The sequence below is a fragment of the Arthrobacter sp. TJ-170 genome (genome assembly GCF_058269305.1).
In genome coordinates this window covers 448,203-469,253 of record NZ_JBZCNL010000001.1, presented here as the reverse complement: position 1 = coordinate 469,253, position 21,051 = coordinate 448,203, and the positions used below count along the sequence as shown (strand labels likewise).

The 21,051-nt window shown below is 64.6% G+C and carries 19 protein-coding genes and 1 tRNA gene; 4 read left to right on the top strand and 16 right to left on the bottom strand.

Annotation, left to right across the window (positions count from 1 at the left end):
• The first annotated feature begins 3 nt into the window (after positions 1-3).
• From AC4D1W_RS02285 to AC4D1W_RS02275, 3 genes are all read left to right on the top strand, one after another.
• The gene (locus tag AC4D1W_RS02285) at positions 4-987 is read left to right on the top strand and encodes a branched-chain amino acid ABC transporter permease (protein ID WP_490890615.1); all 984 of its coding nucleotides are present in this window, start codon (positions 4-6) and stop codon (positions 985-987) included.
• A 122-nt stretch (positions 988-1,109) separates the two neighbouring features.
• Positions 1,110-2,090 (top strand): ABC transporter ATP-binding protein, encoded by a 981-nt coding sequence (locus AC4D1W_RS02280; RefSeq protein ID WP_490897879.1) that lies wholly within the window; start codon positions 1,110-1,112, stop codon positions 2,088-2,090.
• Complete coding sequence (locus AC4D1W_RS02275; RefSeq protein WP_490897659.1) at positions 2,087-2,887, top strand: ABC transporter ATP-binding protein; 801 nt, start codon at positions 2,087-2,089, stop codon at positions 2,885-2,887. The genes AC4D1W_RS02280 and AC4D1W_RS02275 overlap by 4 nt, the downstream gene beginning before the upstream one ends.
• 169 nt (positions 2,888-3,056) lie before the next feature.
• Here AC4D1W_RS02275 and AC4D1W_RS02270 read toward each other — a convergent pair whose 3' ends face one another.
• Positions 3,057-4,442 (bottom strand): ABC transporter substrate-binding protein, encoded by a 1,386-nt coding sequence (locus AC4D1W_RS02270; protein WP_490890613.1) that lies wholly within the window; start codon positions 4,440-4,442, stop codon positions 3,057-3,059.
• A 244-nt stretch (positions 4,443-4,686) separates the two neighbouring features.
• Here AC4D1W_RS02270 and AC4D1W_RS02265 point away from each other — a divergent pair.
• Positions 4,687-4,759: transfer RNA gene (locus AC4D1W_RS02265), tRNA-Leu, on the top strand.
• Positions 4,760-4,775: 16 nt separating this feature from the next.
• On the opposite strand, the gene AC4D1W_RS02260 is transcribed toward AC4D1W_RS02265, so the two are convergent.
• The 15 genes from AC4D1W_RS02260 to AC4D1W_RS02190 form a co-directional block, all read right to left on the bottom strand.
• Entirely contained in the window at positions 4,776-5,048 is a 273-nt protein-coding gene (locus tag AC4D1W_RS02260) for a CHY zinc finger protein (protein ID WP_490897658.1), read from the bottom strand.
• A 128-nt stretch (positions 5,049-5,176) separates the two neighbouring features.
• The gene (locus tag AC4D1W_RS02255; RefSeq protein ID WP_490897657.1) at positions 5,177-6,613 is read right to left on the bottom strand and encodes an NAD(P)/FAD-dependent oxidoreductase; all 1,437 of its coding nucleotides are present in this window, start codon (positions 6,611-6,613) and stop codon (positions 5,177-5,179) included.
• Between the two features lie 34 nt (positions 6,614-6,647).
• Complete coding sequence (locus tag AC4D1W_RS02250; protein WP_490897656.1) at positions 6,648-8,219, bottom strand: S8 family serine peptidase; 1,572 nt, start codon at positions 8,217-8,219, stop codon at positions 6,648-6,650.
• A 4-nt stretch (positions 8,220-8,223) separates the two neighbouring features.
• Complete coding sequence (locus AC4D1W_RS02245; protein WP_490897655.1) at positions 8,224-9,168, bottom strand: Ppx/GppA phosphatase family protein; 945 nt, start codon at positions 9,166-9,168, stop codon at positions 8,224-8,226.
• Position 9,169: 1 nt separating this feature from the next.
• Positions 9,170-9,820 carry a DUF501 domain-containing protein gene (locus AC4D1W_RS02240; protein ID WP_490897654.1) on the bottom strand — a complete coding sequence of 217 codons (651 nt, stop codon included), beginning with the start codon at positions 9,818-9,820 and terminating at the stop codon, positions 9,170-9,172.
• A 94-nt stretch (positions 9,821-9,914) separates the two neighbouring features.
• Entirely contained in the window at positions 9,915-10,613 is a 699-nt protein-coding gene (locus AC4D1W_RS02235; protein ID WP_490890607.1) for an FtsB family cell division protein, read from the bottom strand.
• Between the two features lie 97 nt (positions 10,614-10,710).
• Entirely contained in the window at positions 10,711-11,991 is a 1,281-nt protein-coding gene (gene eno / locus AC4D1W_RS02230) for a phosphopyruvate hydratase (protein WP_490890606.1), read from the bottom strand.
• Positions 11,992-12,115: 124 nt separating this feature from the next.
• Entirely contained in the window at positions 12,116-12,877 is a 762-nt protein-coding gene (locus AC4D1W_RS02225; protein ID WP_490897653.1) for a MazG nucleotide pyrophosphohydrolase domain-containing protein, read from the bottom strand.
• Positions 12,874-14,016, bottom strand: coding sequence for an adenosine deaminase (locus AC4D1W_RS02220; protein WP_490897652.1), 1,143 nt, complete (start codon positions 14,014-14,016; stop codon positions 12,874-12,876). Before AC4D1W_RS02220 ends, AC4D1W_RS02225 begins: the two co-directional genes overlap by 4 nt.
• Positions 14,013-14,732 carry a DedA family protein gene (locus AC4D1W_RS02215; protein WP_490897651.1) on the bottom strand — a complete coding sequence of 240 codons (720 nt, stop codon included), beginning with the start codon at positions 14,730-14,732 and terminating at the stop codon, positions 14,013-14,015. Before AC4D1W_RS02215 ends, AC4D1W_RS02220 begins: the two co-directional genes overlap by 4 nt.
• A gap of 261 nt (positions 14,733-14,993) precedes the next feature.
• On the bottom strand, positions 14,994-16,280 hold the full coding sequence (locus AC4D1W_RS02210; protein ID WP_490897650.1) for a thymidine phosphorylase: 1,287 nt from the start codon (positions 16,278-16,280) through the stop codon (positions 14,994-14,996).
• Positions 16,277-16,726 carry a cytidine deaminase gene (locus AC4D1W_RS02205; protein WP_490897878.1) on the bottom strand — a complete coding sequence of 150 codons (450 nt, stop codon included), beginning with the start codon at positions 16,724-16,726 and terminating at the stop codon, positions 16,277-16,279. The genes AC4D1W_RS02210 and AC4D1W_RS02205 overlap by 4 nt, the downstream gene beginning before the upstream one ends.
• 49 nt (positions 16,727-16,775) lie before the next feature.
• Positions 16,776-18,059: an ABC transporter permease gene (locus tag AC4D1W_RS02200; protein WP_490897649.1), complete on the bottom strand. Its 1,284-nt coding sequence runs from the start codon at positions 18,057-18,059 to the stop codon at positions 16,776-16,778.
• Positions 18,056-19,360, bottom strand: coding sequence for an ABC transporter permease (locus AC4D1W_RS02195; RefSeq protein WP_490897648.1), 1,305 nt, complete (start codon positions 19,358-19,360; stop codon positions 18,056-18,058). Before AC4D1W_RS02195 ends, AC4D1W_RS02200 begins: the two co-directional genes overlap by 4 nt.
• On the bottom strand, positions 19,357-20,955 hold the full coding sequence (locus AC4D1W_RS02190) for an ABC transporter ATP-binding protein (RefSeq protein WP_490897647.1): 1,599 nt from the start codon (positions 20,953-20,955) through the stop codon (positions 19,357-19,359). The genes AC4D1W_RS02195 and AC4D1W_RS02190 overlap by 4 nt, the downstream gene beginning before the upstream one ends.
• Positions 20,956-21,051 lie beyond the last annotated feature (96 nt).

Here is a 21,051-nt window from a genome sequence, read left to right as displayed (position 1 = left end):
GATATGGACTTCGGAAACATTCTTTCCCTCGCTTTCGGCGAGATGATCAGCCCGACGACGGCGGCCTACGCACTCGCCGCGCTCGGCCTGGCCGTGCACTTCGGCTACACCGGCCTCCTCAACTTCGGTCAGGCCGGATTCATGGCGATGGGTGCCTACGGTTACGCCATCTCGACCCTGACCTTCGGTGTCCCGGTTCCGGTGGCCATCCTGGTGGCGCTGACCGCCTCGGTGATTTTCGCCGTGATACTGGGTATTCCCACCCTCCGGCTGCGAGCCGACTATCTGGCGATCGTGACTATCGCGGCTGCAGAAATCATCCGCTACATCGTCACAACCAACGGTCTCACCGAGGTCACGGGATCAGCCAACGGCCTTGCCGGCGGCTTCGAGCGCGGCTTCTTCGCGCTGAACTTCGTCCCCGAGGGGACGTACAACATCGGCCCGGTCAGCATGAACCAGAACGGGCTCTACATCCGCATTGTGGCGTGGACCGTCGTCGCACTCGCCTGCCTGACCGTGTGGCTGCTCATGCGCAGTCCGTGGGGGCGCGTACTCAAGGGCATCCGCGAAGACGAGAACGCAGTCCGGGCACTCGGCAAGAACGTATACGCCTACAAGATGCAGGCACTCATCATCGGTGGTCTCATGGGCTCCATGGCCGGGATGATCTTCACGATCCCGCGAGGCGCTGTCCAGCCGGCCAACTACGCTACTGAACTCACGTTCTTCCTTTACACGGTCCTGCTGCTCGGCGGTATGGCCACGGTACTGGGCCCGGTCATCGGGGCGATGATCTTCTGGGTTGTCCTCTCGCTGACCCAAAGCCTGCTGTTCGGCGCCATCGAGACCGGCGCCATCACATTCCTCACCAACGTCCAGGCCGGTCAGCTCCGGTACATCCTGGTGGGTGTTGCGCTCATGCTGCTCATGATCTTCAGGCCGCAGGGCGTTCTCGGTAACAAGAAGGAGTTGGCGTTCGCATGAGTGACCCTACTGCGGAACCTGCAGCACAATCCCAGGGAAAGCCAGCCGGACGGCGTGCAGCTCACGCTGTTTCCCATTCAACGGAACCGGCCCCCGGCCGGACGGCTGACAGCATCGACTACATGACCGATTCACGGCCCATCACCGAGGACACCCCCGGACCGGGCTGCCGCAAGCGTGATCCCATTGTCACGGTCAAGAAAGTCACACGGAGCTTCGGCGGCGTCAACGCCGTCGATGTCGACTACCTCGAAATTCCCCGGAACAAGATCACCGCGCTCATCGGTCCCAACGGAGCGGGAAAGACCACCCTGTTCAATCTGCTCACCGGATTCGATACGCCTCAGAGCGGCGAGTGGGACTTCGATGGCAAGTCCCTGACCGGCGTCGCGCCCTACAAGGTTGCACGCCTCGGCATGGTTCGCACGTTCCAGCTGACCAAGGTCATGGGCAAACTCACGGTCATGGAGAACATGCGCCTGGGCGCTACCGACCAGCCCGGCGAAAGCCTGGCACGCGCCCTGTTCAAAGGTCTGTGGGGACGCCGCGAGAAGGAAATCACCGAACAGGCAGAGGTCCTGCTCAGGAAGTTCAAACTCGACACGAAGACCGATGACTACGCAGCCTCGCTCTCCGGTGGACAGCGCAAGCTCCTGGAGATGGCGCGGGCGCTGATGGTCAAACCACGCCTGGTGATGCTCGACGAACCGATGGCCGGCGTCAACCCGGCGCTGACGCAGTCCCTGCTCGACCACATCAAGAACCTCAAGTCGGAGGGCATGACCGTCCTCTTCGTCGAACACGACATGCACATGGTCCGGCATGTTGCCGACTGGGTGGTGGTCATGGCGGAAGGCCGCGTGGTGGCGGAGGGAACTCCCGACGTCGTCATGAAGGACAAGGCGGTGATCGACGCCTACCTCGGGGCGCACCACGACGTGGACCTCGGCGACTCGCACGGCTACGAGGACCTAGAAGCCGAACTCTCCCACGACAAGCAATCTGCCGCGGGAACCAGGGACACGGGTCTCCCGGACCATGCCAGGATCACCGAACTTGAGGGCACCCAGCCGGACAGAGGAACAGAGGAGAAGCGGCCATGAGCGAAGCATCGGAAACCGCAGGATCACACCGCGCCACCGGGGCCGGTGTCACGGGCTCGCCTGCGGCGCCGGGAAAGTCCGTCGTGAAGGTCACCGACCTGGTGGCCGGTTACCTTCCCGGGGTGAACATCCTGAACGGCTGCTCGATTGAAGCGCGGTCGGGTGAACTGATCGGAATTATCGGCCCCAACGGTGCCGGCAAATCGACCCTGCTCAAGGCGATGTTCGGACTGGTGAAAGTACACTCCGGCACCGTGGTGGTGCGGGACCAGGACATCACCGGCCTCAAAGCGAACAAGCTGGTCAGCAGGGGCGTGGGCTTCGTCCCGCAGAACAACAACGTCTTCGCTACCCTGACCATCGAAGAGAACCTCCAGATGGGCATGTACCAGCGACCGAAGGACTTCAAGGAACGCTTCGACTTTGTCACGAGCCTCTTCCCTGAACTCGCCAAGCGGCGTGCCCAGCGCGCCGGATCCCTCTCGGGCGGCGAGCGCCAGATGGTCGCGATGGGCAGGGCGCTGATGATGGAACCGGCGGTGCTGCTCCTTGACGAGCCGTCCGCGGGCCTCTCCCCCGTCAAGCAGGACGAGACGTTCCTGCGGGTGCACGAGATCAACCGGGCAGGAGTCTCGGTCATCATGGTGGAGCAGAACGCGCGCCGCTGCCTGCAGATCTGCGACCGTGCCTATGTCCTGGACCAGGGCAAGGACGCCTACACCGGGACCGGACGCGAGCTCATGAAGGACCCGAAGGTCATTCAGCTCTACCTGGGGACCCTCGCCGACACGGCGTAGGTGTAGACGCAGCAGGAACACCGTAGAGGCCCTCTCCGCTCAGGAGAGGGCCTCTACGGTGTCCAGGGCCCTGCACAACGACGACGACGTTCCCCGGACACAGAGGAGCCCCTCCCGGCTGGGAGGGGCTCCTCTGGCTGTGCGGGTGACTCAGATGGTGCTGAAGTTCCTAGAGCTGTCCTGACTCGGAGCGGTAAGGCTGCGGGACATTGTTCTCGTCGAACTCGTAGATGCCGATGAAGGCCTCGGTCGGGTCACCGTTCTCATCGAAGGTGATCGGGCCGGAAATGCCCTGGTAATCGATATCTTCACCGTTGCGCTGCAGGGTGACACAGCCCGCGTAGTCGAAGCACTCTGTGCCTTCCTTGGAAACTGCCTCGAGTTCCTCAGCGATTGCGGGTCCCTCAACACTGCCGGCTTTGTCTGCAGCCAGGGCGATGAGGTTGACGGCGTCGTAGCTTTCACCCGCGTAGTTCCAGACGTTCAGGCTGTCGTCGATCTCGGCGAGGTCTTCCTTGAACTGATCGCCGGCGAAGGAACCGGGCTGAGTGCCCTGCGCGCCTTCAAGGGTGCCTGGATCCAGGTCCGCGCTGTAGTCGGCGGTGTTGCCGTCAACGAAGAACATGGCGGACGGGTCAACGCCCTGACCGGTCATCAGCGGGATGATGCTGTTGGCCTGGTCGAAACTGATGACCACGTAGGCGTCAGGGTCAGCTGCGACGAGCGCGTCCACCTGGCTGCTGAACTGCGAGTCGCCCTCGTTGAAGAGCTCCTCGGCCACAACCTGGCCGCCAGCGCCCTCGACGGCTTCCTTGATGCTGGACTGGAGCCCGGTACCGTACGCGTCGTTAAGCACGATCATGCCCACGGTCTGTGCGCCACAAGCCATGATGTAGTTGCCGAGCACTCGACCCTGCAGTACATCGGAGGGCGCGGTACGCCAGTACAGACCGTCGTCGTCCCAGTCGGTGAAGTCCGGTGACGTGTTGGCCGGCGACATCTGGATAACGGCTGCACCGGTGATCTGGTTGATCACGGTCTGCGATACGCCCGACGACGCCGCACCGATGATCGCGCTCACGTCCTGGGACAGGAGGTCGGTGACGGACTGGGTAGCGATGTCAGTGGTTGTGTCGCCCGAGTCGCGGTGGATGATTTCAACGTCCTGGCCCAGCACGCCGCCGGCCTCGTTGATTTCCTGGACTGCCAGGTTGACGCCCGCGATTTCAGGGGGACCGAGGAACGCCAGAGCGCCCGTGGTGGGCAGGAGGGATCCGATTACAAGCGGTTCTTCGGATGTGGTTTCCGCCTCGGGTACTGCGCTCGGGTCGCCCTTCTCACCGGGCTCGGGGGCTTCGCCACCCTGACTCTCCGGACAGGTCAGTCCCGACGCTGCCGCTGCCGAAGTTGTTTCGCCGCCTTCTCCTTCGGGTGTGGGATTGCCACCGCAGGCAGATGCGAAGAGTGCGACACCCAGGCTGAGGGCGGCAATCTTCGCTGCGCGCGGAGCATTCTCCCCGATGCTGAGCCGCGCGGAGGTACGTGTTGCTGTCATGAAATTTATCTCCTCGATCGAAAGGCTCGGTCAGCCTTTGATGCGATCACCAGGTGTTCCTGATATACGAAAAAGCTAGTGCAAAAACGTGTCTAAGATAAGCAAATCTGGTTACATCCTTGTAACGCTGATCACACGGTTATCTCCGGGCCTGGCCCAGATCGGTTCGGCGTGCGTGGGGTTCGCGTATTCTTGATGGGACGCTCAGGCGGAGCACCCGCCCGTCGGCCGCGTCAGAAGTTACGCCCCAGTAGCCCAATGGCAGAGGCAGGAGACTTAAAATCTTCACAGTGTGGGTTCGAGTCCCACCTGGGGCACCGCTGCAGAAGGGATTCAGTTCGTCCCGAAGTACAGGTGCTTATGGAGCCGGCAGCCCGGGTTGAAGGGCGCCCCGCACGAGGAGCAGCAGTCGGCGTCGAGGTAGTTCAGGATCGTCATGGTTCCACCGCAGACGCCGCAGAGAATCGCATGCGTACCCTGCTCCCCCAGTGGCCACACGGACGCCTCATGGTCGGCCGTTTCCTCATGACAGAGGTGGCACGGGTAGAACTCGCCGCAGCACTTGAACCGGATGGCGACGACGTCGAGCTCGGTTTGGTAGTGCACACAACGAGTCTGGTCGTCGACTGTCTTGCCGAGGACGTTGATCACGATCCAGAACTATAGCCGCTTAAACCAGCGACGGCGGCACCCTTCGGGGTGCCGCCGTAGCTGTTCGAGGGCCTGGGCAGATGCTAGGCCTTTGCGTTGATCTTCTCGGTGTCCTCGGAACGATCCGCGTCGAGGGACGGGGCTACCTGCTTCCTCGGTGGAGGGGTAGCAGCCTCACGGAACTGGCGACGCGGGGTCTGCAGGTCCATCAGCTGCGTGGTGTCACGTCCGAAGACGAAGCTGATGAGCCAGTTGCCCACGACGCGCGCCTTGCGCTCGAACATAGGCATTGCCATGCCGTGGTAGCCGCGGTGTGCGAGCCACGCGGGTAGGCCGCGCATACCGAAGCCCATGATATTCGCGACGCCCTTGTACTGGCCGAACCCGGCAACCGCACCCAGGTTCTTGTGCTTGTACTCGCGGACGCGGCCCACACCGTACCGTTCGGCGTAAATGTTATCGGCGAGAAGCTTGGCCTGGCGTACTGCGTGCTGTGCGTTCGGGACGCAGAAGCCCCCCACACCGCCACCGGAGAGGTCAGGCACGGCAGAGACGTCGCCGGCGGTCCAGGCGCCGTCCAGCGGGCCGTCGTCGCCGGTGATACGCAGTTCAGCGCTGGCGCGGACACGGCCGCGCTCGTCGATCGGGAAGTCGGTGTTGCGGACCACGGGGTTGGCCTGCACGCCGGCGGTCCATACGAGGGTGTCGGTCTCGAACTCATCGGCCGCGGACTTGTCCGGCATGTTGATGAGCTTGAGCTTGCCGTCCTTGGCGCTGGCGAGCGAGGTGTTCAGCATGACCTGCACGCCGCGTGCACGCAGGTGCTCCACAACCCACACTGCCTGCTCTTCAGTGACCTCGGGCATGATACGGCCCATTGCCTCCACGAGCACGAAGCGGATGTCGGAACGCTTGAGGCGGGGGTTCTTCTTGACGGCAGCACGTGCCAGGTCTTCCATCTCGGCGAGCGCCTCGATACCGGCGAAACCGCCGCCGACGACGACGAAGGTGAGTGCGCGGTCGCGCTCGGGGCCGGGCTCCATCAGCGAACCGGTTTCGATGCGCTCCAGCAACTGGTTGCGCAGTGCGACGGCTTCCTCAATGGTCTTGAGGCCGATACCCTCCTCCGCGAGTCCCTCGATGGGGAACGTGCGGGTGATAGCGCCGGCCGCGATGACGATGTCGCGGTAGGTGAGCTCGAACGGCGCGCTGCCGTCGGAAGGTTCAACGGTTGCCGTGCGAGAGGAATGGTTCACGCCGGTCACCTTGCCCGTGATGAGCTCGGTGTCCGTCAGGTGCATGCGATGGGAGACGACAGCGTGACGCGCCTCGATGTTTCCACCGGCCACCTCGGGGAGGAAGGGCTGGTAGGTCATGTAAGGCAAAGGATCCACGAGCGTGACGATGCCGCCATGATCCTTCACCTTCTTCTGCAGCTTGTGGGCTACGTAGAGACCAACGTAGCCGCCGCCGACAACAAGGATCCGGGGACGATCAGAAAACTTGGAGGTTAGAGCCATAAGGCCAGCGTACCGGACTTTGTGAAAATCTTCACTAGCGCGGGTCGGAGGTTGCCGATCCAGTACTGTGCGAGTCTGGCGAGGCAGGATCCGCACCCGTGGAGCCGCCCGTTCCCGTCCCGTCCGACGGGTGAGGGCCGTGACCGTTTGCCGCACGGCCGTCCCGGTAAACGCGGACCACCTGATACGTCCCGCCAAGCAGGATGAAGAGGATCAGCACCCCGAATCCGACCACGATGACGGCAGGCAGCGAACTGGCGGTCGCGGCCCGCTCCTGCGCTGCCGGCACGGTGGGCTCGGGGATATCGGGCAGCGGCTCCTCGGCGGGGGCAGGTTCCGGCGGCGGAGGCGGAGGCACCTCACCACGTCGGTACGTCTCGATGTACTGCGCCATGCTCACCACCCCCCCGGCGCCCAGGAGACGCTCCTCCGGTACGGCCAGTTCCGCGTTGACCGCGGCATCGGCGTCGAGTATTCCGTGGCCGTAGATGGTGTCCTTGCCCGGTATCCCGGCGTCGTGCGCCGTCATGATGATCCGGTTGATCACCTGTGCGGCCGTCAGCTCCGGGTACTTGGCGCGGATGAGCGCTGCGACCCCGGAGACCAGTGGCGCAGCGCCCGAGGTTCCTGACCACTTGCTTGCGTAGAGTCCGCCCGGCAGATCGCCGACGAGGTTCTCGGCCGGTGCCGCAATGCCGATGCTGATGCCCTCGGAGGAGGACTCGCGGCTCGCCACTCCCGTGGTGTCGAGGCCGCCCACCGCGAGAACACCGGGCATGGTGGCCGGCGCGCCGACCTGCACTGATCCTCCGGCGCGGTTGCCGGCAGCGGCGACGATAACGACGTCGTGCTGTTCCGCATAGAGGAACGCCTCGTCCCAGCTTTCCGGCCAGGTGGGCGACGTGCTGCCCAGCGACATGTTGATCACTGAGGCACCGTTGTCCACAGCCCAGCGAACCGCGTTGGGGATTTGTTCGTCGATGCTCACTCCGGCCGGGTTGGGGCCGCTGGACTCGCCGCCGATCCAGAGCGAGACCGCGAGCAGCTCAGCTTCAGGGGCAACGCCGACGACGCCGTCCGGTCCGCGTCCCGCGGCCTGAACAGCGGCCTCCGCTGCTTCTTCCGCTTCCCTGGAAGCCTCAACCACGGACTTCTCCGGCGAGGCGGACTTGGTCGGCGAGGCGGCAGCGGAGGGAGAAGCGGACGGGCTCTCAACCGGTTCCTCTGCTTCATGTCCGCGGCCGGCAAGCAGGCTGGCCACGAGCGTGCCGTGTTCGGGCACCTCACCGATCCCACGCTGCCCGTTGGGCGCACCGGCACCGGAGACATCCGTGCCACCCGTAACCACTCCTCCCAGGTCGGGGTGGCTTCCGTCGACGCCGCTGTCGATCACCGCGACCGTCACACCTGCACCTTTGGTGTCTTTCCACGCTTCGGTGACGCCGAATTCCTCAAGCCAGTATTGACTGTCCCGGATCTCCGCGCCGTGCGCGCCGGCACTGTCAGCCGGACCGACGACGGCGGTTGCAAGCCCCAGCGACACCGCTACGAGGGCGGCGACGGACCTGGGGACGAGAGCGCGGTGATGCACGGAGGAAACTGTCATGGCGTCACTTCCGGGAGGCGGCGCTGAGGGCAATGCCGTCGAGAATGTCGTGTTCGCTTGCGACCGCACTGCTCACGCGTCCTTCAGTGGCCTCCGCGACCCGCCGGACGATAGTGCGCCAGATCAGGGCGCCCGCGCCGATGACATCCACGCGTCCGGGGTGCATGTAGGGCAGGGCCTTGCGTTCGGAAGGCGGCAGGTGCAGCAGCGAGGTGGCGGCGCCGTCGATCTCTTCAACACTGAGCTCAGAGCCGTGGATACGCTCGGACTGGTACTCGGGAAGCTTCAGCGCGTGTGCCGTAACGGTGGTGATGCTGCCCGCCACACCGATGATGCCGTGCACAGAGGCAAGGTTCACCTCGGCGTCCGCCTTCTCAATCATCCTGCCGATCTCTTCCTCGGCAGCGGCGACTTCCTCCTCAGTTGGCGGGTCAGAGAGAAGGAACCGCTCGGTGAAACGCACACACCCCATGTCCAGGCTCCGCCCAGCGATGACCTGGTTGCCGGTACCCACGACGAACTCCGTGCTTCCGCCTCCAAGATCCACCACGAGCACGGGAGCGTCGCTTTCCCCGGCCAGGACGCTGACGGCTCCCGAGAACGACAGTTCTGCTTCCTCGCTGCCGCTGACGACCTCCGGTTCAATTCCCAGACGATCCCGCACGCCGGAGACAAAGACTTCGCGGTTGCTCGCGTCCCGTGTGGCCGAGGTCGCCACGAAGCGGATGCGCTCGGCGCTGTGCTCCCTGATCAGCGCCGCGTATTCATCCACGGCCCCGAACGTCCGCTCGAGCGCCGCGTCGGAGAGCCTGCCTGTCGCGTCCACGCCTTCGCCGAGGCGCACCACGCGCATCAGGCGGACGACGTCGGTGAGACCGGCCCCGTCCTCGACATCCGCGATCAGCAGACGGATGGAGTTCGTTCCGCAATCGATGGCTGCAGTACGCATGTCAGGCCTTCCCTTCGCCCGTTCGGCGTTCGGCACGTTTTTTGTCCAGTTCTTCGGGGCTGAGTCCCTGGGTCTTCACATGGCGACTGAGGTCGCGGTTCGGCGCGTTCCCGCTGACGTCCCACGCGCCTTCGCAGCGGCACTCGTCTGCCGTCCACCACTCCGAGATGTCCGACAGCGCCTCATCGCCCAGCGGGTTCACTCCGGGACCCGCTGCGAGGGAATGGCCCACCAGAACATGGAGGCATTTCACCCGGGTAGGCATTCCGCCTGCGGACACGCCGTCGATCTCCGGCACCGGACCGATGCCGCTGCGTTCCCCGATCTCCAAGCGGGCACGCAGATACGCCTCGTGCGCCCGGCGATAGCGGGCGGCAAGATCGGCGTCGCGCTCAAGCCGCTCCGTCATGTCAGTCATGGTCCCGCCGGCTTCGAGGCGGGAAACCGCAGCGGTGATGACCGGGTGCGTCAGGTAGTAGGTAGTGGGAAAGGGGATGCCGTTGCTGAGCCGCGGGGCTGTGGTTGCCACCAGCGGATTGCCGCAGACACACCGGGCGCCGATTTCGACGACGTCGCGAACCGGGCGCCCCAACTGCCGGCTGAGCGTCTCCAGATCAGCTGGTGTGGGTGCAAGCGGGTTGCCTTCCGTCACTGTGGTCCTTCCTTTTCGAGTTTTTGTCGCCTATCTGTTGTCAAAACCGGGCTATAGCAGCAGATAGGCGGCAAAAACTTCCCGGGAACCAAGGTTAGTCGGTGGCAGCGCGCTCCACTGATTCCCAGAGCGCATCTGCCCACGGCAGGTCCTCCGGAGAAGCGGCTGACTGCTGGTCTTCGGAGGTCTCGACGGCTGTTCCACCCTTGACCAGGTACCGGGTTTCGCCGGGCATCACCAGGAAGAGCCGGTCCCGCGCCTGCTGCTTGATGTAGGCGGGATCCTCCCACCGGGCGATCTGCGTTTCCAGGGCGTCCTGCTCCTGCTGCAGTGCGATGATGCGGTCCTGCAGGGCAGCGGTCTCCGCCTGCTGCTGCAGGTAAGTGCGGATGGACGGCGCCAGCAGCACCGTGATGGTGACGAGCACGACGGCAAGTGCCAGCAACCGCCCGGAGAAGGCCTTGGCGGGGATCGGCTCTGCGTCTTCCGCCGGAACGATGAAGCGCTCCGATGACCGACGGAACGGAGAGCTCGCGGTTCGGATGGCTCCGGCCAACTGGGAGCGTTCCGCTGCCCGGGCCTCGGACGGGGACGTTTTCTTCCGTGGCGGAGTTGCCGCGGAGGACTGCGTCCGGGGAGCGTCCTGCTTTTCCGTCTTGTGGCTTGCGCTGGAGGGCGTCGGACGCGCTGAAGCGCCCTGGGTACCAGGGCGCTTCAGCGGCGGTGTCGGCTGCCTCTGCCCGTCCGTACGCGCTCGTGTTGTGCGCGGAACGCTAGGGCGTCGGGTGGACATCGGACTCCTCGCTCAAGCTTCGTTAGGCCGCCGGGCCGGGCGAAAGCCCACGGCCGGCGGTTACCTGCTTAACGAGGGTAACGCCCTAGCCCGGCGATCAGGCAGTGAAACGCGGGAAGGCGGAACGACCGGCGTAACGTGCGGCGTCGTCCAGTTCCTCCTCGATACGCAGCAGCTGGTTGTACTTGGCAACACGCTCGGAACGCGCGGGTGCGCCCGTCTTGATCTGGCCGGCGTTCGTTGCCACGCAGATGTCCGCGATTGTGGTGTCTTCGGTCTCACCGGAGCGGTGAGAGGTGATCGTGGTGTAGCCGGAGCGCTGGGCCAGCGAGATGGCGTCGAGCGTTTCCGTGAGCGTACCGATCTGATTCACCTTCACGAGCAGCGAGTTGGCCGTGTCCGCCTTGATGCCGCGCTCGAGACGGACCGGGTTGGTGACGAAGAGGTCATCGCCGACGAGCTGGACCTTGTCACCGAGGGAGTCGGTGAGTGCCTTCCAGCCGTCCCAGTCTTCCTCGTCCAGCGGATCCTCGATGGAGACCAGCGGGTAGTCGCGTACGAGCTCTTCGTAGTAGGCACGCATGGCCGCGGAATCGAGTGCCTTGCCCTCGAAGTGGTAGGCGCCGTCCTTGTAGAACTCGGAGGCGGCAACGTCGAGCGCGAACGCGATGTCGGTGCCGGGGGTGTAGCCGGCGCGCTCGATGGCGGTGGTGATGAGGTCGAGTGCATCCCGGTTGGAGGGCAGGTTGGGGGCGAAGCCGCCCTCATCGCCGAGGCCCGTTGCGAGGCCCTTTTCGTTCAGGACCTTCTTGAGCTCGTGGTAGACCTCAACGCCCCAGCGCAGGCCCTCGGAGTAGGACTCCGCGCCCAGGGGAACGATCATGAATTCCTGGATGTCGACGTCGGAATCGGCGTGCGATCCGCCGTTCAGGATGTTCATCAGCGGAACGGGCAGAACGTGCGCGTTGGGTCCACCCAGGTAACGGTAGAGCGGCAGCGCGGAAGACTCGGCGGCTGCGCGGGCGATCGCCAGGGAAACGCCGAGCATGGCGTTCGCTCCCAGGTTGGACTTGTTCTCGGTGCCGTCCAGGTCGATCATGGCCTGGTCAATGGCGCGCTGGTCGCCGGCATCGAAGCCGAGCAGTCCGGGCTGGATCTGCTCGATAACGGCTTCAACAGCCTGGAGGACGCCTTTGCCGAGGTAACGGTCCTTGTCGCCGTCACGGCGTTCGTTCGCTTCGAAGGCGCCGGTGGACGCACCGGAGGGGACGGCGGCGCGGCCGAAGGTGTCGTCGTCGAGCAGTACCTCGACCTCAACCGTGGGGTTGCCGCGGGAGTCAAGGATTTCACGTGCGTGGATGGCATCAATAATTGCCATGGAATGCTCCTGTTCATCAAGGGTGTATGCAGGTTCTGCATACGGACAGCGGAAAACGTGCTCAGCCCGGACGGGCTGATGCGTCTACGCGGGGATTCGTACTCAGCCTAATTCAAAGCGGCGCTCAATGACCGTCCGTGACGGCACTCTTTCCTTCCGGAATGCCGTGAGGAGCGTCGACCGTCGTCTCGGCGGGGACGCCCTCACCGGGGTGCGCCAGATGTGCATCCTGGTACTTGCGCACTGCAACGCGGAGCGCCCGCTCCGGATCCAGTCCGGCGTCGACAGCCTGTCCGACGACGGCAAGCAGCACCTCACCGAGCTCTTCCTCCGATGCCGGGCGCGCCTCACCGGTACGTACGACGCCGGCAGCCTCCCGTCGGACTGCTCCGTCGCGTTTTGCCCGCTTGAGCGTTTTCGCGGCCTGAGCGAGCGCCGGAAGACCCTGCGGGATGCTGGCGAACGGCGTCGAATCCGACGGCTGTTCCCGCCGCTTGATGCTGTGCCATGCCGCCTCAATCTCCTCGACGGACGCCGGAAACACCTCCCGCAGTCCGCCGTCGGCAGTGAAGACGTGGGCATTGCGCCGGATCATCTTGTCGGTGAGACCGTCAATGACCTCGGCCATCCCAAAGAAACCGTGTTCCTCCTGCAGGCGTGCGTGAAGCACTACCTGCAGGAGTACGTCGCCCAGTTCGGAGCGCAGTTCGTCGGCCCCTGCCGGCTCCTCCAAAGCATCGAGGAGTTCGTAGCACTCTTCGACGAGGTACTCGGCGAGCGACTCATGCGTCAGCGCGCCCATCCAGGGGCAATGCTCACGCAACTGGCGGGTCACCTCAAGCAGCCGCTCGAGAGAAGCTCCTGCGTGCTGCGCTCTTCCGGTCATGCTCCGCCGGTGCCGTCGTACCCCTGCGCAATGAGCTCGGCGAGCGCGGTGCGGCTGTCGAGGGGCAGGAACGCAGCCTCCACGGCGTTGAGGGTGAGCTCAAGGAGATCATCGAGATCGTAGTCGAAAGTCTCAACGAGAAGCTCGAATTCGTCGGTGAGCGTTACGCCGCTCATCAGCCGGTTGTCCGTGTTGACTGTGACGTTGAAGCCGAGCTGGTAGAGCAGGTCGATCGGGTGGCTGGCGATGTCCTTACCGAACGCCTCGATCGCTCCGGTCTGCAGGTTCGACGACGGGCAGACCTCCAGAGGAATCCCGCGGTCACGGACCCAGGCGGCCACCTGGCCGAGGCTGGCCATTCCGACCGGGGAGTCGGAGCCGCCGTCGTCATCGAACTCCACGGTGATGTCCTCGGCGATGCGCACGCCGTGGCCCAGCCGCTGTGCCCGCCCATTCACGAGGGCGTCCACGATGCTCTCGACGCCGGCAGCCTCGCCCGCGTGGACGGTCGCCGGGAACTGGTGCTGGGCGAGGTAGGTGAATGCGTCGGCGAACCGGGCGGGCGGGAAGCCGTCCTCGGCGCCTGCGATGTCGAAACCGACTGCGCCGCGGTCGCGGTGACGGACAGCCAGTTCGGCGATTTCCTGGCCGCGGTCAGCGTGCCTCATGGCCGTGATGAGCTGACCCACCTGGATGGTGCCTCCGCGTACTGCGACGGCCTCTACGCCCGCGTCGAGACCTTCCTGGACTGCCTCGACCGCCTCGTCGAGGGACAATCCCCTGGTCAGGTGTTGCTCAGGGGCCCAGCGCACCTCGCCGTAGACGACGCCGTCGTCGGCAAGATCCTCCACGAACTCCTGCGCAACGCGGGAAAGCCCTTCTCGGGTCTGCATGACCGCAATGGTGTGGTCGAACGTTTCCAGGTAGCGCACCAGGGAACCGGAATCGGCCGAGTCGCGGAACCACTGGCCGAGCGCAACCGGGTCCGTCGAGGGAAGCTGGTGGCCAACCGCTTCGGCGAGCTCAATGATCGTCGCGGGCCGCAGGCCACCGTCGAGGTGATCGTGCAGGGACACTTTCGGCAGGGCGCGAATGTCGAAGGAGATATCGGTGGCAAGGGAAGTCATTGGTTCAGTCACAGGCCAAGACTACGCGAGGCCAGAGGCTCCCCTGCGGGTTCCATAACGCTGTCCAGTTTCACGACCTGTGGTTGCAGCGGCTCCGGCCGCGGCCGCGTTGGGGGCGATCCCCGGACGGCGCTGATGACGCGGTCCACGATGAACCCGAGGATCACGGCCACTGTGATCGCGACGGTGACACCGAGCAGGTGATTGTCCGCGAACCAGGCTCCGGCAAGGGCACCGATGCCCACGGAGTAGCTGCCCCAGGCTATTGCCGAGATGCAGGTCAGCGCGAGGAACCGCCGTCGTGAATATCCGGTTGCGCCGGCGGTGAGGTTGACTGCAACCCGCCCGAACGGGACAAACCGCGCAACCAGGATCAGGGACGCCGCCCGTTTCTCCAGCTCGTACCCGGCCCACTCGAAAGCCTTCTGCGAGCGCGGGCGGCGCATCCACCGGAATCGCTGGGTGCCCACACCGCGGCCCATCGCGTAGGCCACGTTGTCGCCGATGAAGGCTCCGAGGGCAGAGACGAGCATCAGCAGCCAAACGTTGGGCACTCCCTGGGTGATCACCAGCGAGGCGAGACCCACCACCACTGACTCGCTCGGGAAGGGCGGAAAGAATCCGTCTACGGTGCAGCAGATGAACACCAGCAGGTAGACCCACGGCTGTTCGGCGGTACTGAGGATGAACTCACTCAGTCCATTCGTGACAGCATTGATGGCGTCCACTACCTGCGCTCCTTGGATTGTACGGATCGGCTCCCGAATGCCGCCGTCTCAGGTGGGTCAGTGACCACTTCAACCATGCCAGCAGCGAATCAAAGGGGTCCATGGGGTATACCCCTGTTGCTCCCCTGATCCAAGCTTTTTACAAGGTTAGGGTGCGGCGGGTCCCGAACGCGTCGCCCGAAGGGCTGATCTTCCCCCGGGGCCTCTCCGCCCCGGGTACTAGGGGATGCCCCTCCGTTGGTAGGGGATGCCCCCTACGGGTCAGGCGATGCGGTCGATAATGAGCTGTTGCGCCGGGCGTGAACCTTCCGGGGCAATGACGACGGCGGTTTCCAGTGCCTCGCGCGCGCGATCGAACTTCTCGGGGGTGTCGGTGAGCAGGGTCATCAGCGGTTCACCGGCACGCACCACCGCTCCGGGCTTGGCGTGTAGCCGGACACCGGCCCCGGCCTGGACCGCGTCCTCCTTGCGGGCCCGTCCGGCTCCGAGGCGCCAGGCGGCTACCCCAACGGCGAGGGCGTCAAGCTCAACCAGGACGCCGTCGGCCGGCGCGTAGACGGTCTCCGATTCCCTGGCCACGGGAAGCGCTGCGCGCGGATCCCCGCCCTGCGCCTCGATCATGCGGTTCCAGACATCCATGGCCCGACCGTCCTTGAGTGCCTGCGCGGGGTCCGCATCGTTGACCCCGGCGGCGCCCAGCATCTCTTCCGCGAGCCTGACGGTCAGTTCAACCACATCCTGCGGGCCTCCGCCGGCGAGTACCTCCACGGATTCCTCCACCTCGATGGCGTTGCCGGCGGTCAACCCGAGCGGCGTGGACATGTTCGTCAGCAGCGCTACCGTGTTCACTCCGGCGTCCGTTCCGAGTGCCACCATGGTCTCTGCAAGTTCACGGGCCTGCGCTTCGTCCTTCATGAACGCGCCGCTGCCGACCTTCACGTCGAGGACGAGCGCGCCAGTGCCTTCCGCGATCTTCTTGCTCATGATCGACGAGGCGATCAGCGGAATTGCCTCCACCGTTCCGGTGACGTCACGCAGCGCGTAGAGCTTCTTGTCCGCGGGAGCCAGCCCGGCACCGGCTGCGCAGATGACCGCGCCGACGTCGGCCAGCTGCGCCATCATTTCGTCATTCGAGAGCTGCGCCCGCCAGCCCGGGATCGATTCGAGCTTGTCCAGGGTTCCCCCGGTGTGGCCGAGGCCGCGTCCGGAGAGCTGCGGCACGGCGACGCCGAAGACGGCGACAAGCGGCGCGAGCGGGAGGGTGATCTTGTCGCCCACTCCCCCGGTGGAATGCTTGTCACTGGTCGGCTTCCCCAGGGACGAAAAGTCCATCCGCTCGCCGCTGGCGATCATGGCCGCCGTCCACCTCGAGATTTCCTCACGGTCCATGCCGTTGAGGAGGATCGCCATGTTGAGGGCGGCCATCTGCTCGTCGGCGATCGCGCCGCGGGTATACGCGTCGATGGTCCAGTCGATCTGCTCCGGGCTCAGCGTGCCTCTGTCCCGCTTGGTGCGGATGATGTCGACGGCGTCGAACTGCTCGCTCATGTGGTTAGTCCCGTCCGGGCACTGCCCGTCTCTGCGAGATCCTGCGGACCGAACGCGTCCGGCAGCACCTCGTCCATGGTTTTGATCCCGCTCACCGTCATCAGCAGCATCCCCGGAGCGCGGAATTCGTAGAGCAGCTGCCTGCACCGGCCGCACGGCATCAGCGCGTCACCGTTCCCGTCCACGCAACTGAATGCAACCAGCCGGCCGCCACCGGTCATCTGGAGCTGGCTCACCAGCGAGCATTCGGCACAGAGAGTGAGCCCGTAGGACGCGTTCTCCACGTTGCAGCCGGATACTATCCGTCCATCCTCCGTCATTGCCGCAGCCCCTACGGGGAAATTGGAGTACGGCACGTACGCCTTCCGCATGGCTTCGATAGCGGCTTCCGCGAGGCCCGCCCACGGGATCTCCCCGGCCTTGCCTGCGGTGGCGGCCGCCGTCATCGTCGTCGTGGGAGTTGTTGTTTTTGATTCATCCGATGCGCCCATGGTGCTACTCCTTGACGTACGGGATGCCGCCGGCGGCCGGCGGACGGGACCGCCCCACCAGGCCTGCGACAGCCAGGATCGTCACGATGTACGGCAGCATGGCCAGGAACTGGCTCGGGACATCCGTACCGATGATGGAAAGGACAAAACGCAGGTTCGTAGCGAAGCCGAACAGCAATGCGGCGAAGAACGCCCCGATCGGGTTCCAGCGTCCGAAGATGAGCGCAGCAAGGGCAATGTAGCCCTGGCCCGCCGTCATGTCGCGGGTGAACGTGCTCACCGAGACGAGTGTGAAGAACGCCCCGCCGAACCCCGCGACAGCACCGCCCAGGAGGACGTTCCAGAACCGGGTGGCGTTGACCTTGATGCCCATCGTGTCCGCGGCCTGCGGGTGCTCACCGACGGCCCGCACCCGCAGCCCCCACTTGGTGCGGAAGAGCCCGAGCCAGATCACGATCACGGCGATGTACATGAAGTACCCGACGATGGTCTGTTGGAACAGGATCGGCCCGATCACGGGGATATCCGCCAGGAGCGGGATGCGGATGTCCGGCAGCCGCGGTGGAGAGTTGAACGTTGCCGAGTCACGGCTGAGCAGCGTGGACGCGAGGAACCCGGTCAGTCCGGAAACCAGCACGTTCAGAACCACGCCGACAATAATCTGGTTCACGAGGTACTTGATGCTGAAGATCGCAAGGATGAGCGAGACCAGCATGCCCGCAAACGCAGCCGCGAACAGTCCAACGTAGACGTTGCCCGAAACCGATGCGGCGACGGCGGCTGCGAAAGCACCGGAGAGGAGCTGGCCCTCGATAGCGATATTCACGACGCCGACCCGCTCACACAGCACACCCGAGAGCGATCCGAAGATCAGCGGGATGGCCAGCGTGACCGAGCCTGCCACGAGGCCTGCTAGGGAGATGGACGGCCGATCGGCGATCCCTACCACCCAGGTCAGGAACCCTGCAACGAAGAGCACCGCATAGGCGATGCCGGCCCAACGGTTGATTTTCTCACCGCGACGAACCTGCAGAAACGCGTAGACCGTGATCGCAATCAATGCGAGGGCTACGACCCAGCCCACCACGTTTGCCGGCAGCTCAATGTCCGCGAGCCGGAAGCGGTCGGAATCATCCGAGACCCGGAAAATAGCGGTGGTTGCCGGTCCCCCGAGTGCGAATACAAGCAGCGCAACGAGTGCGCCGAAACCGAAGCCGATCGGTGCCTTCCAGTTCCGCCCGGAGGGTGCTGTTTCCCGTGTATCGGTCACGGTTGTCGCGATGCTCATGCTGCACCTCCCGATGCGGTGACCTTCCGGTCTTTGGCCGTCCTGCGCTCTTTGCGCGGCGTTTTCTTCCGGTCAATTCGGAAGATTGCCTTCACAAGCGGCGGCGCCGCGATGAAGAGGACGATGAGGGACTGGACCACAAGGACGATGTCAATCGGGGTACCGGTCAGGGTCTGCATCTGCACGCCTCCGGCACGGAACGCACCGAACAGGACCCCGGCGAAGAACACGCCCCACGGGTGGGAACGTCCCAACAGCGCAACGGTGATCGCATCGAACCCGAAGCTCGCGGCGATGCCGCTGGTAAGTACGCGTTCCGTTCCTGCCACCTGCGCAACACCGGCCAGTCCGGCGAGGCCGCCTGCAAGCATCATGACGATGACGTAACCCTTGGTCACGCTGATACCCGCGGTGCGTGCCGCGAACGGGTTCGCCCCCACGGCGCGCAGCTCGAAACCGATCGTGGAGCGGTTGAGCAGCCACCACACCCCGTAGGTCGCAGCGATCGCCACAAGGAAGCCGAGGTGCAGCCGGAACTGCGGACCGAGGATCTGCGGGAATACCGCCGTTTCGTACAGGCGGGGACTGATGGGGTTCGATGACCCGGGGTTCTGGAACGTGGGGGTGGTGAGGAGGTAACCGACCAGGTAAATGGCGATGTAGTTGAGCATGATGGTCACAATGACCTCATGCGCGCCGGTGCGTGCCTTCAGGATGCCGGGGATGAAACCCCACAGTGCTCCGCCCACGAACCCGGCGATGACCACGAACAGCAGGTGCAGGCCGAACGGCAGCTGCCAGGAGAAGCCGATCCACCCCGCGAACATGGCGCCTAGGATGATCTGCCCCTGGGCGCCGATGTTGAACAGTCCCGCGCGGAAAGCCACCGCCACGCCCAGACCGGCGAGGATCAGCGGCGTGGCCACGGTGAGCGTTTCAGTCAGCGGCCGGAACATCAGTGCGAGGGAGTCGGCGCGCGGGTTGAACACTGCCCCCTGGAACAGGGCCACGTAGGCCCCGCTTGCCGCTTCCCATGCCGCTGCGAGTGTGTCCCCCGGTCTGCTGAAGAAGTACGACGATGCTGCAGCCACGTCCTCGTCAGTCAGGGCAATCAGGATGCCGCCGAGAATTATTGAAAGCACGATGGCGAGGATCGCCACGAGCGATGATCCGGTGGCAATGCTCTTCAGGATGCCGCGGCCACGGTCCTCATGGTCTTCGGGCGCCGGCGTTGTGTCGCCCGTACCCGGGCTGGGCGGCGGGGCTGCTGACTCAGCTTCCGGCCTGTCGACGGCGCTCATCGGCTTTCCTCCCCGGCAACCCGGTCCTCGTGGGTGGTCCGGCCGCGTTCTCCCTGGACGGCTGTGTTCTGCCCCGGGCCTTGCCGCAACGCTTCCTCAGCGGTCGTGCCTGCCATCATGAGACCGAGCACGTCGCGGGACGTGTCTCCGGGGACCACACCCATGAGCTCTCCTCCGTGCAGGACCGCAATGCGGTCCGCGAGTTCACTGATTTCATCGAGTTCTGTGGACACAATCATGACCGGTGTGCCGCCGTCGCGCTCGGTGACGATGCGCTTGTGCAGGAATTCGATCGATCCCACGTCCACACCACGGGTGGGCTGCGAGGCAATGAAGAGGTTCAGCGGCCGTGAGAGTTCGCGGGCGAGGACCACCTTCTGCTGGTTGCCGCCGGAGAGCGTGCTGACAGGCGCTTCCGCGCTCTGCGTTCGAACATCGAACTCCGCGACCTTTGCACGCGCATTCTTGAGAACCACCGACGGTTTCATGGCGAGTCCCTTGGCGTAGGGAGGCTCGTTGTACCAGTTGAGGATCATGTTCTCAGCGATCGAGAAGCTGCCGACCAGTCCGTCCACTTTGCGGTCTTCGGGCACGAATCCCACGCCTTCGCGGATGATGTCCTTGACCTTCATCCCGAGGAGTTCCTTACCGTTCAGCTGAATCGATCCGGATGCGTGCGGGTGCAGTCCGAGGATGGCCTCGGTGAGCTCGGTCTGGCCGTTGCCCTGCACTCCGGCAACTGCGAGAATCTCCCCTTTGGATATCTCGAAGCTGACGTTGTCCACAAGGTTCTGGCCGCTGGGTCCGGGCACCGTCAGGTTTCGGACCTTGAAGGTCGTTTCACCGGGGGTGGCCGGCGCCTTATTGAGGTTGAGGCTCACCTGCCGGCCGACCATCATGGAGGCCAGATCACCTGTGCTGGCTGTGGGATCAACGGTTCCGACGACGGCGCCCCGGCGGATCACCGTGATGACATCGGACACTGCCTTCACTTCGCGCAGTTTGTGGGAAATGAAGACGATTGCAGTGCCGCCGGTCTTCAGTTCTTCGATGATCTGGATCAGCTCGTCGGTTTCCTGCGGGGTGAGCACGGCGGTGGGCTCATCCAGGATCAGCACTTCGGCCTTTCGGACCAGCGCCTTGATGATCTCCACACGCTGTTGCACGCCGACGGGAAGATTCTCCACGAGAGCATCGGGGTCGACGTCGAACCCGTAGCGGTCGGAGATCTCGCGGATACGTGCGCGGGTCTTGTCGAGGTCCAGGATTCCGCCCGCTTTGGTGTGCTCATCACCGAGCGCGACGTTCTCAGCGACGGTGAAGACCGGGATAAGCATGAAGTGCTGGTGCACCATGCCGATTCCCGCAGCCATCGCATCACCGGGCCCGCGAAAGGTAACGGGCCGTCCGTCAACGAGGATGCGCCCGTCGGTCGGTTCATAGAGTCCGTAGAGGACGTTCATGAGTGTCGACTTGCCGGCACCGTTCTCGCCGAGGAGGCAGTGCACCTCACCCGGATTCACAACCAGATCAATATTGTCATTGGCAACAAGAGAGCCAAATCTCTTGGTGATTCCCTGCAGTTCGAGCTTCACAACCCCAACCAACCTGTCCTTTGTGGGAGCCGGGAGTCCAGGATCCGGGCAGTTTCACCTGCCGGTTCGCGGACCGCCCGCGGATACAGATTTCTT

What these genes read in the sequence shown, in the direction of transcription:
- AC4D1W_RS02205 (WP_490897878.1), bottom strand. Translation starts at nt 16,726, where the DNA reads ATGACGGCGGCCGCCACCGCAGGCAAGGCCGGGGAGATCCCGTGGGCG.
- AC4D1W_RS02255 (WP_490897657.1), bottom strand. Translation starts at nt 6,613, where the DNA reads ATGGCTCTAACCTCCAAGTTTTCTGATCGTCCCCGGATCCTTGTTGTC.
- AC4D1W_RS02200 (WP_490897649.1), bottom strand. Translation starts at nt 18,059, where the DNA reads ATGAGCATCGCGACAACCGTGACCGATACACGGGAAACAGCACCCTCC.
- AC4D1W_RS02235 (WP_490890607.1), bottom strand. Translation starts at nt 10,613, where the DNA reads ATGTCCACCCGACGCCCTAGCGTTCCGCGCACAACACGAGCGCGTACG.
- AC4D1W_RS02245 (WP_490897655.1), bottom strand. Translation starts at nt 9,168, where the DNA reads ATGCGTACTGCAGCCATCGATTGCGGAACGAACTCCATCCGTCTGCTG.
- AC4D1W_RS02280 (WP_490897879.1), top strand. Translation starts at nt 1,110, where the DNA reads ATGACCGATTCACGGCCCATCACCGAGGACACCCCCGGACCGGGCTGC.
- AC4D1W_RS02225 (WP_490897653.1), bottom strand. Translation starts at nt 12,877, where the DNA reads ATGACCGGAAGAGCGCAGCACGCAGGAGCTTCTCTCGAGCGGCTGCTT.
- eno (WP_490890606.1), bottom strand. Translation starts at nt 11,991, where the DNA reads ATGGCAATTATTGATGCCATCCACGCACGTGAAATCCTTGACTCCCGC.
- AC4D1W_RS02275 (WP_490897659.1), top strand. Translation starts at nt 2,087, where the DNA reads ATGAGCGAAGCATCGGAAACCGCAGGATCACACCGCGCCACCGGGGCC.
- AC4D1W_RS02195 (WP_490897648.1), bottom strand. Translation starts at nt 19,360, where the DNA reads ATGAGCGCCGTCGACAGGCCGGAAGCTGAGTCAGCAGCCCCGCCGCCC.
- AC4D1W_RS02270 (WP_490890613.1), bottom strand. Translation starts at nt 4,442, where the DNA reads ATGACAGCAACACGTACCTCCGCGCGGCTCAGCATCGGGGAGAATGCT.
- AC4D1W_RS02285 (WP_490890615.1), top strand. Translation starts at nt 4, where the DNA reads ATGGACTTCGGAAACATTCTTTCCCTCGCTTTCGGCGAGATGATCAGC.
- AC4D1W_RS02210 (WP_490897650.1), bottom strand. Translation starts at nt 16,280, where the DNA reads ATGAGCGAGCAGTTCGACGCCGTCGACATCATCCGCACCAAGCGGGAC.
- AC4D1W_RS02250 (WP_490897656.1), bottom strand. Translation starts at nt 8,219, where the DNA reads ATGACAGTTTCCTCCGTGCATCACCGCGCTCTCGTCCCCAGGTCCGTC.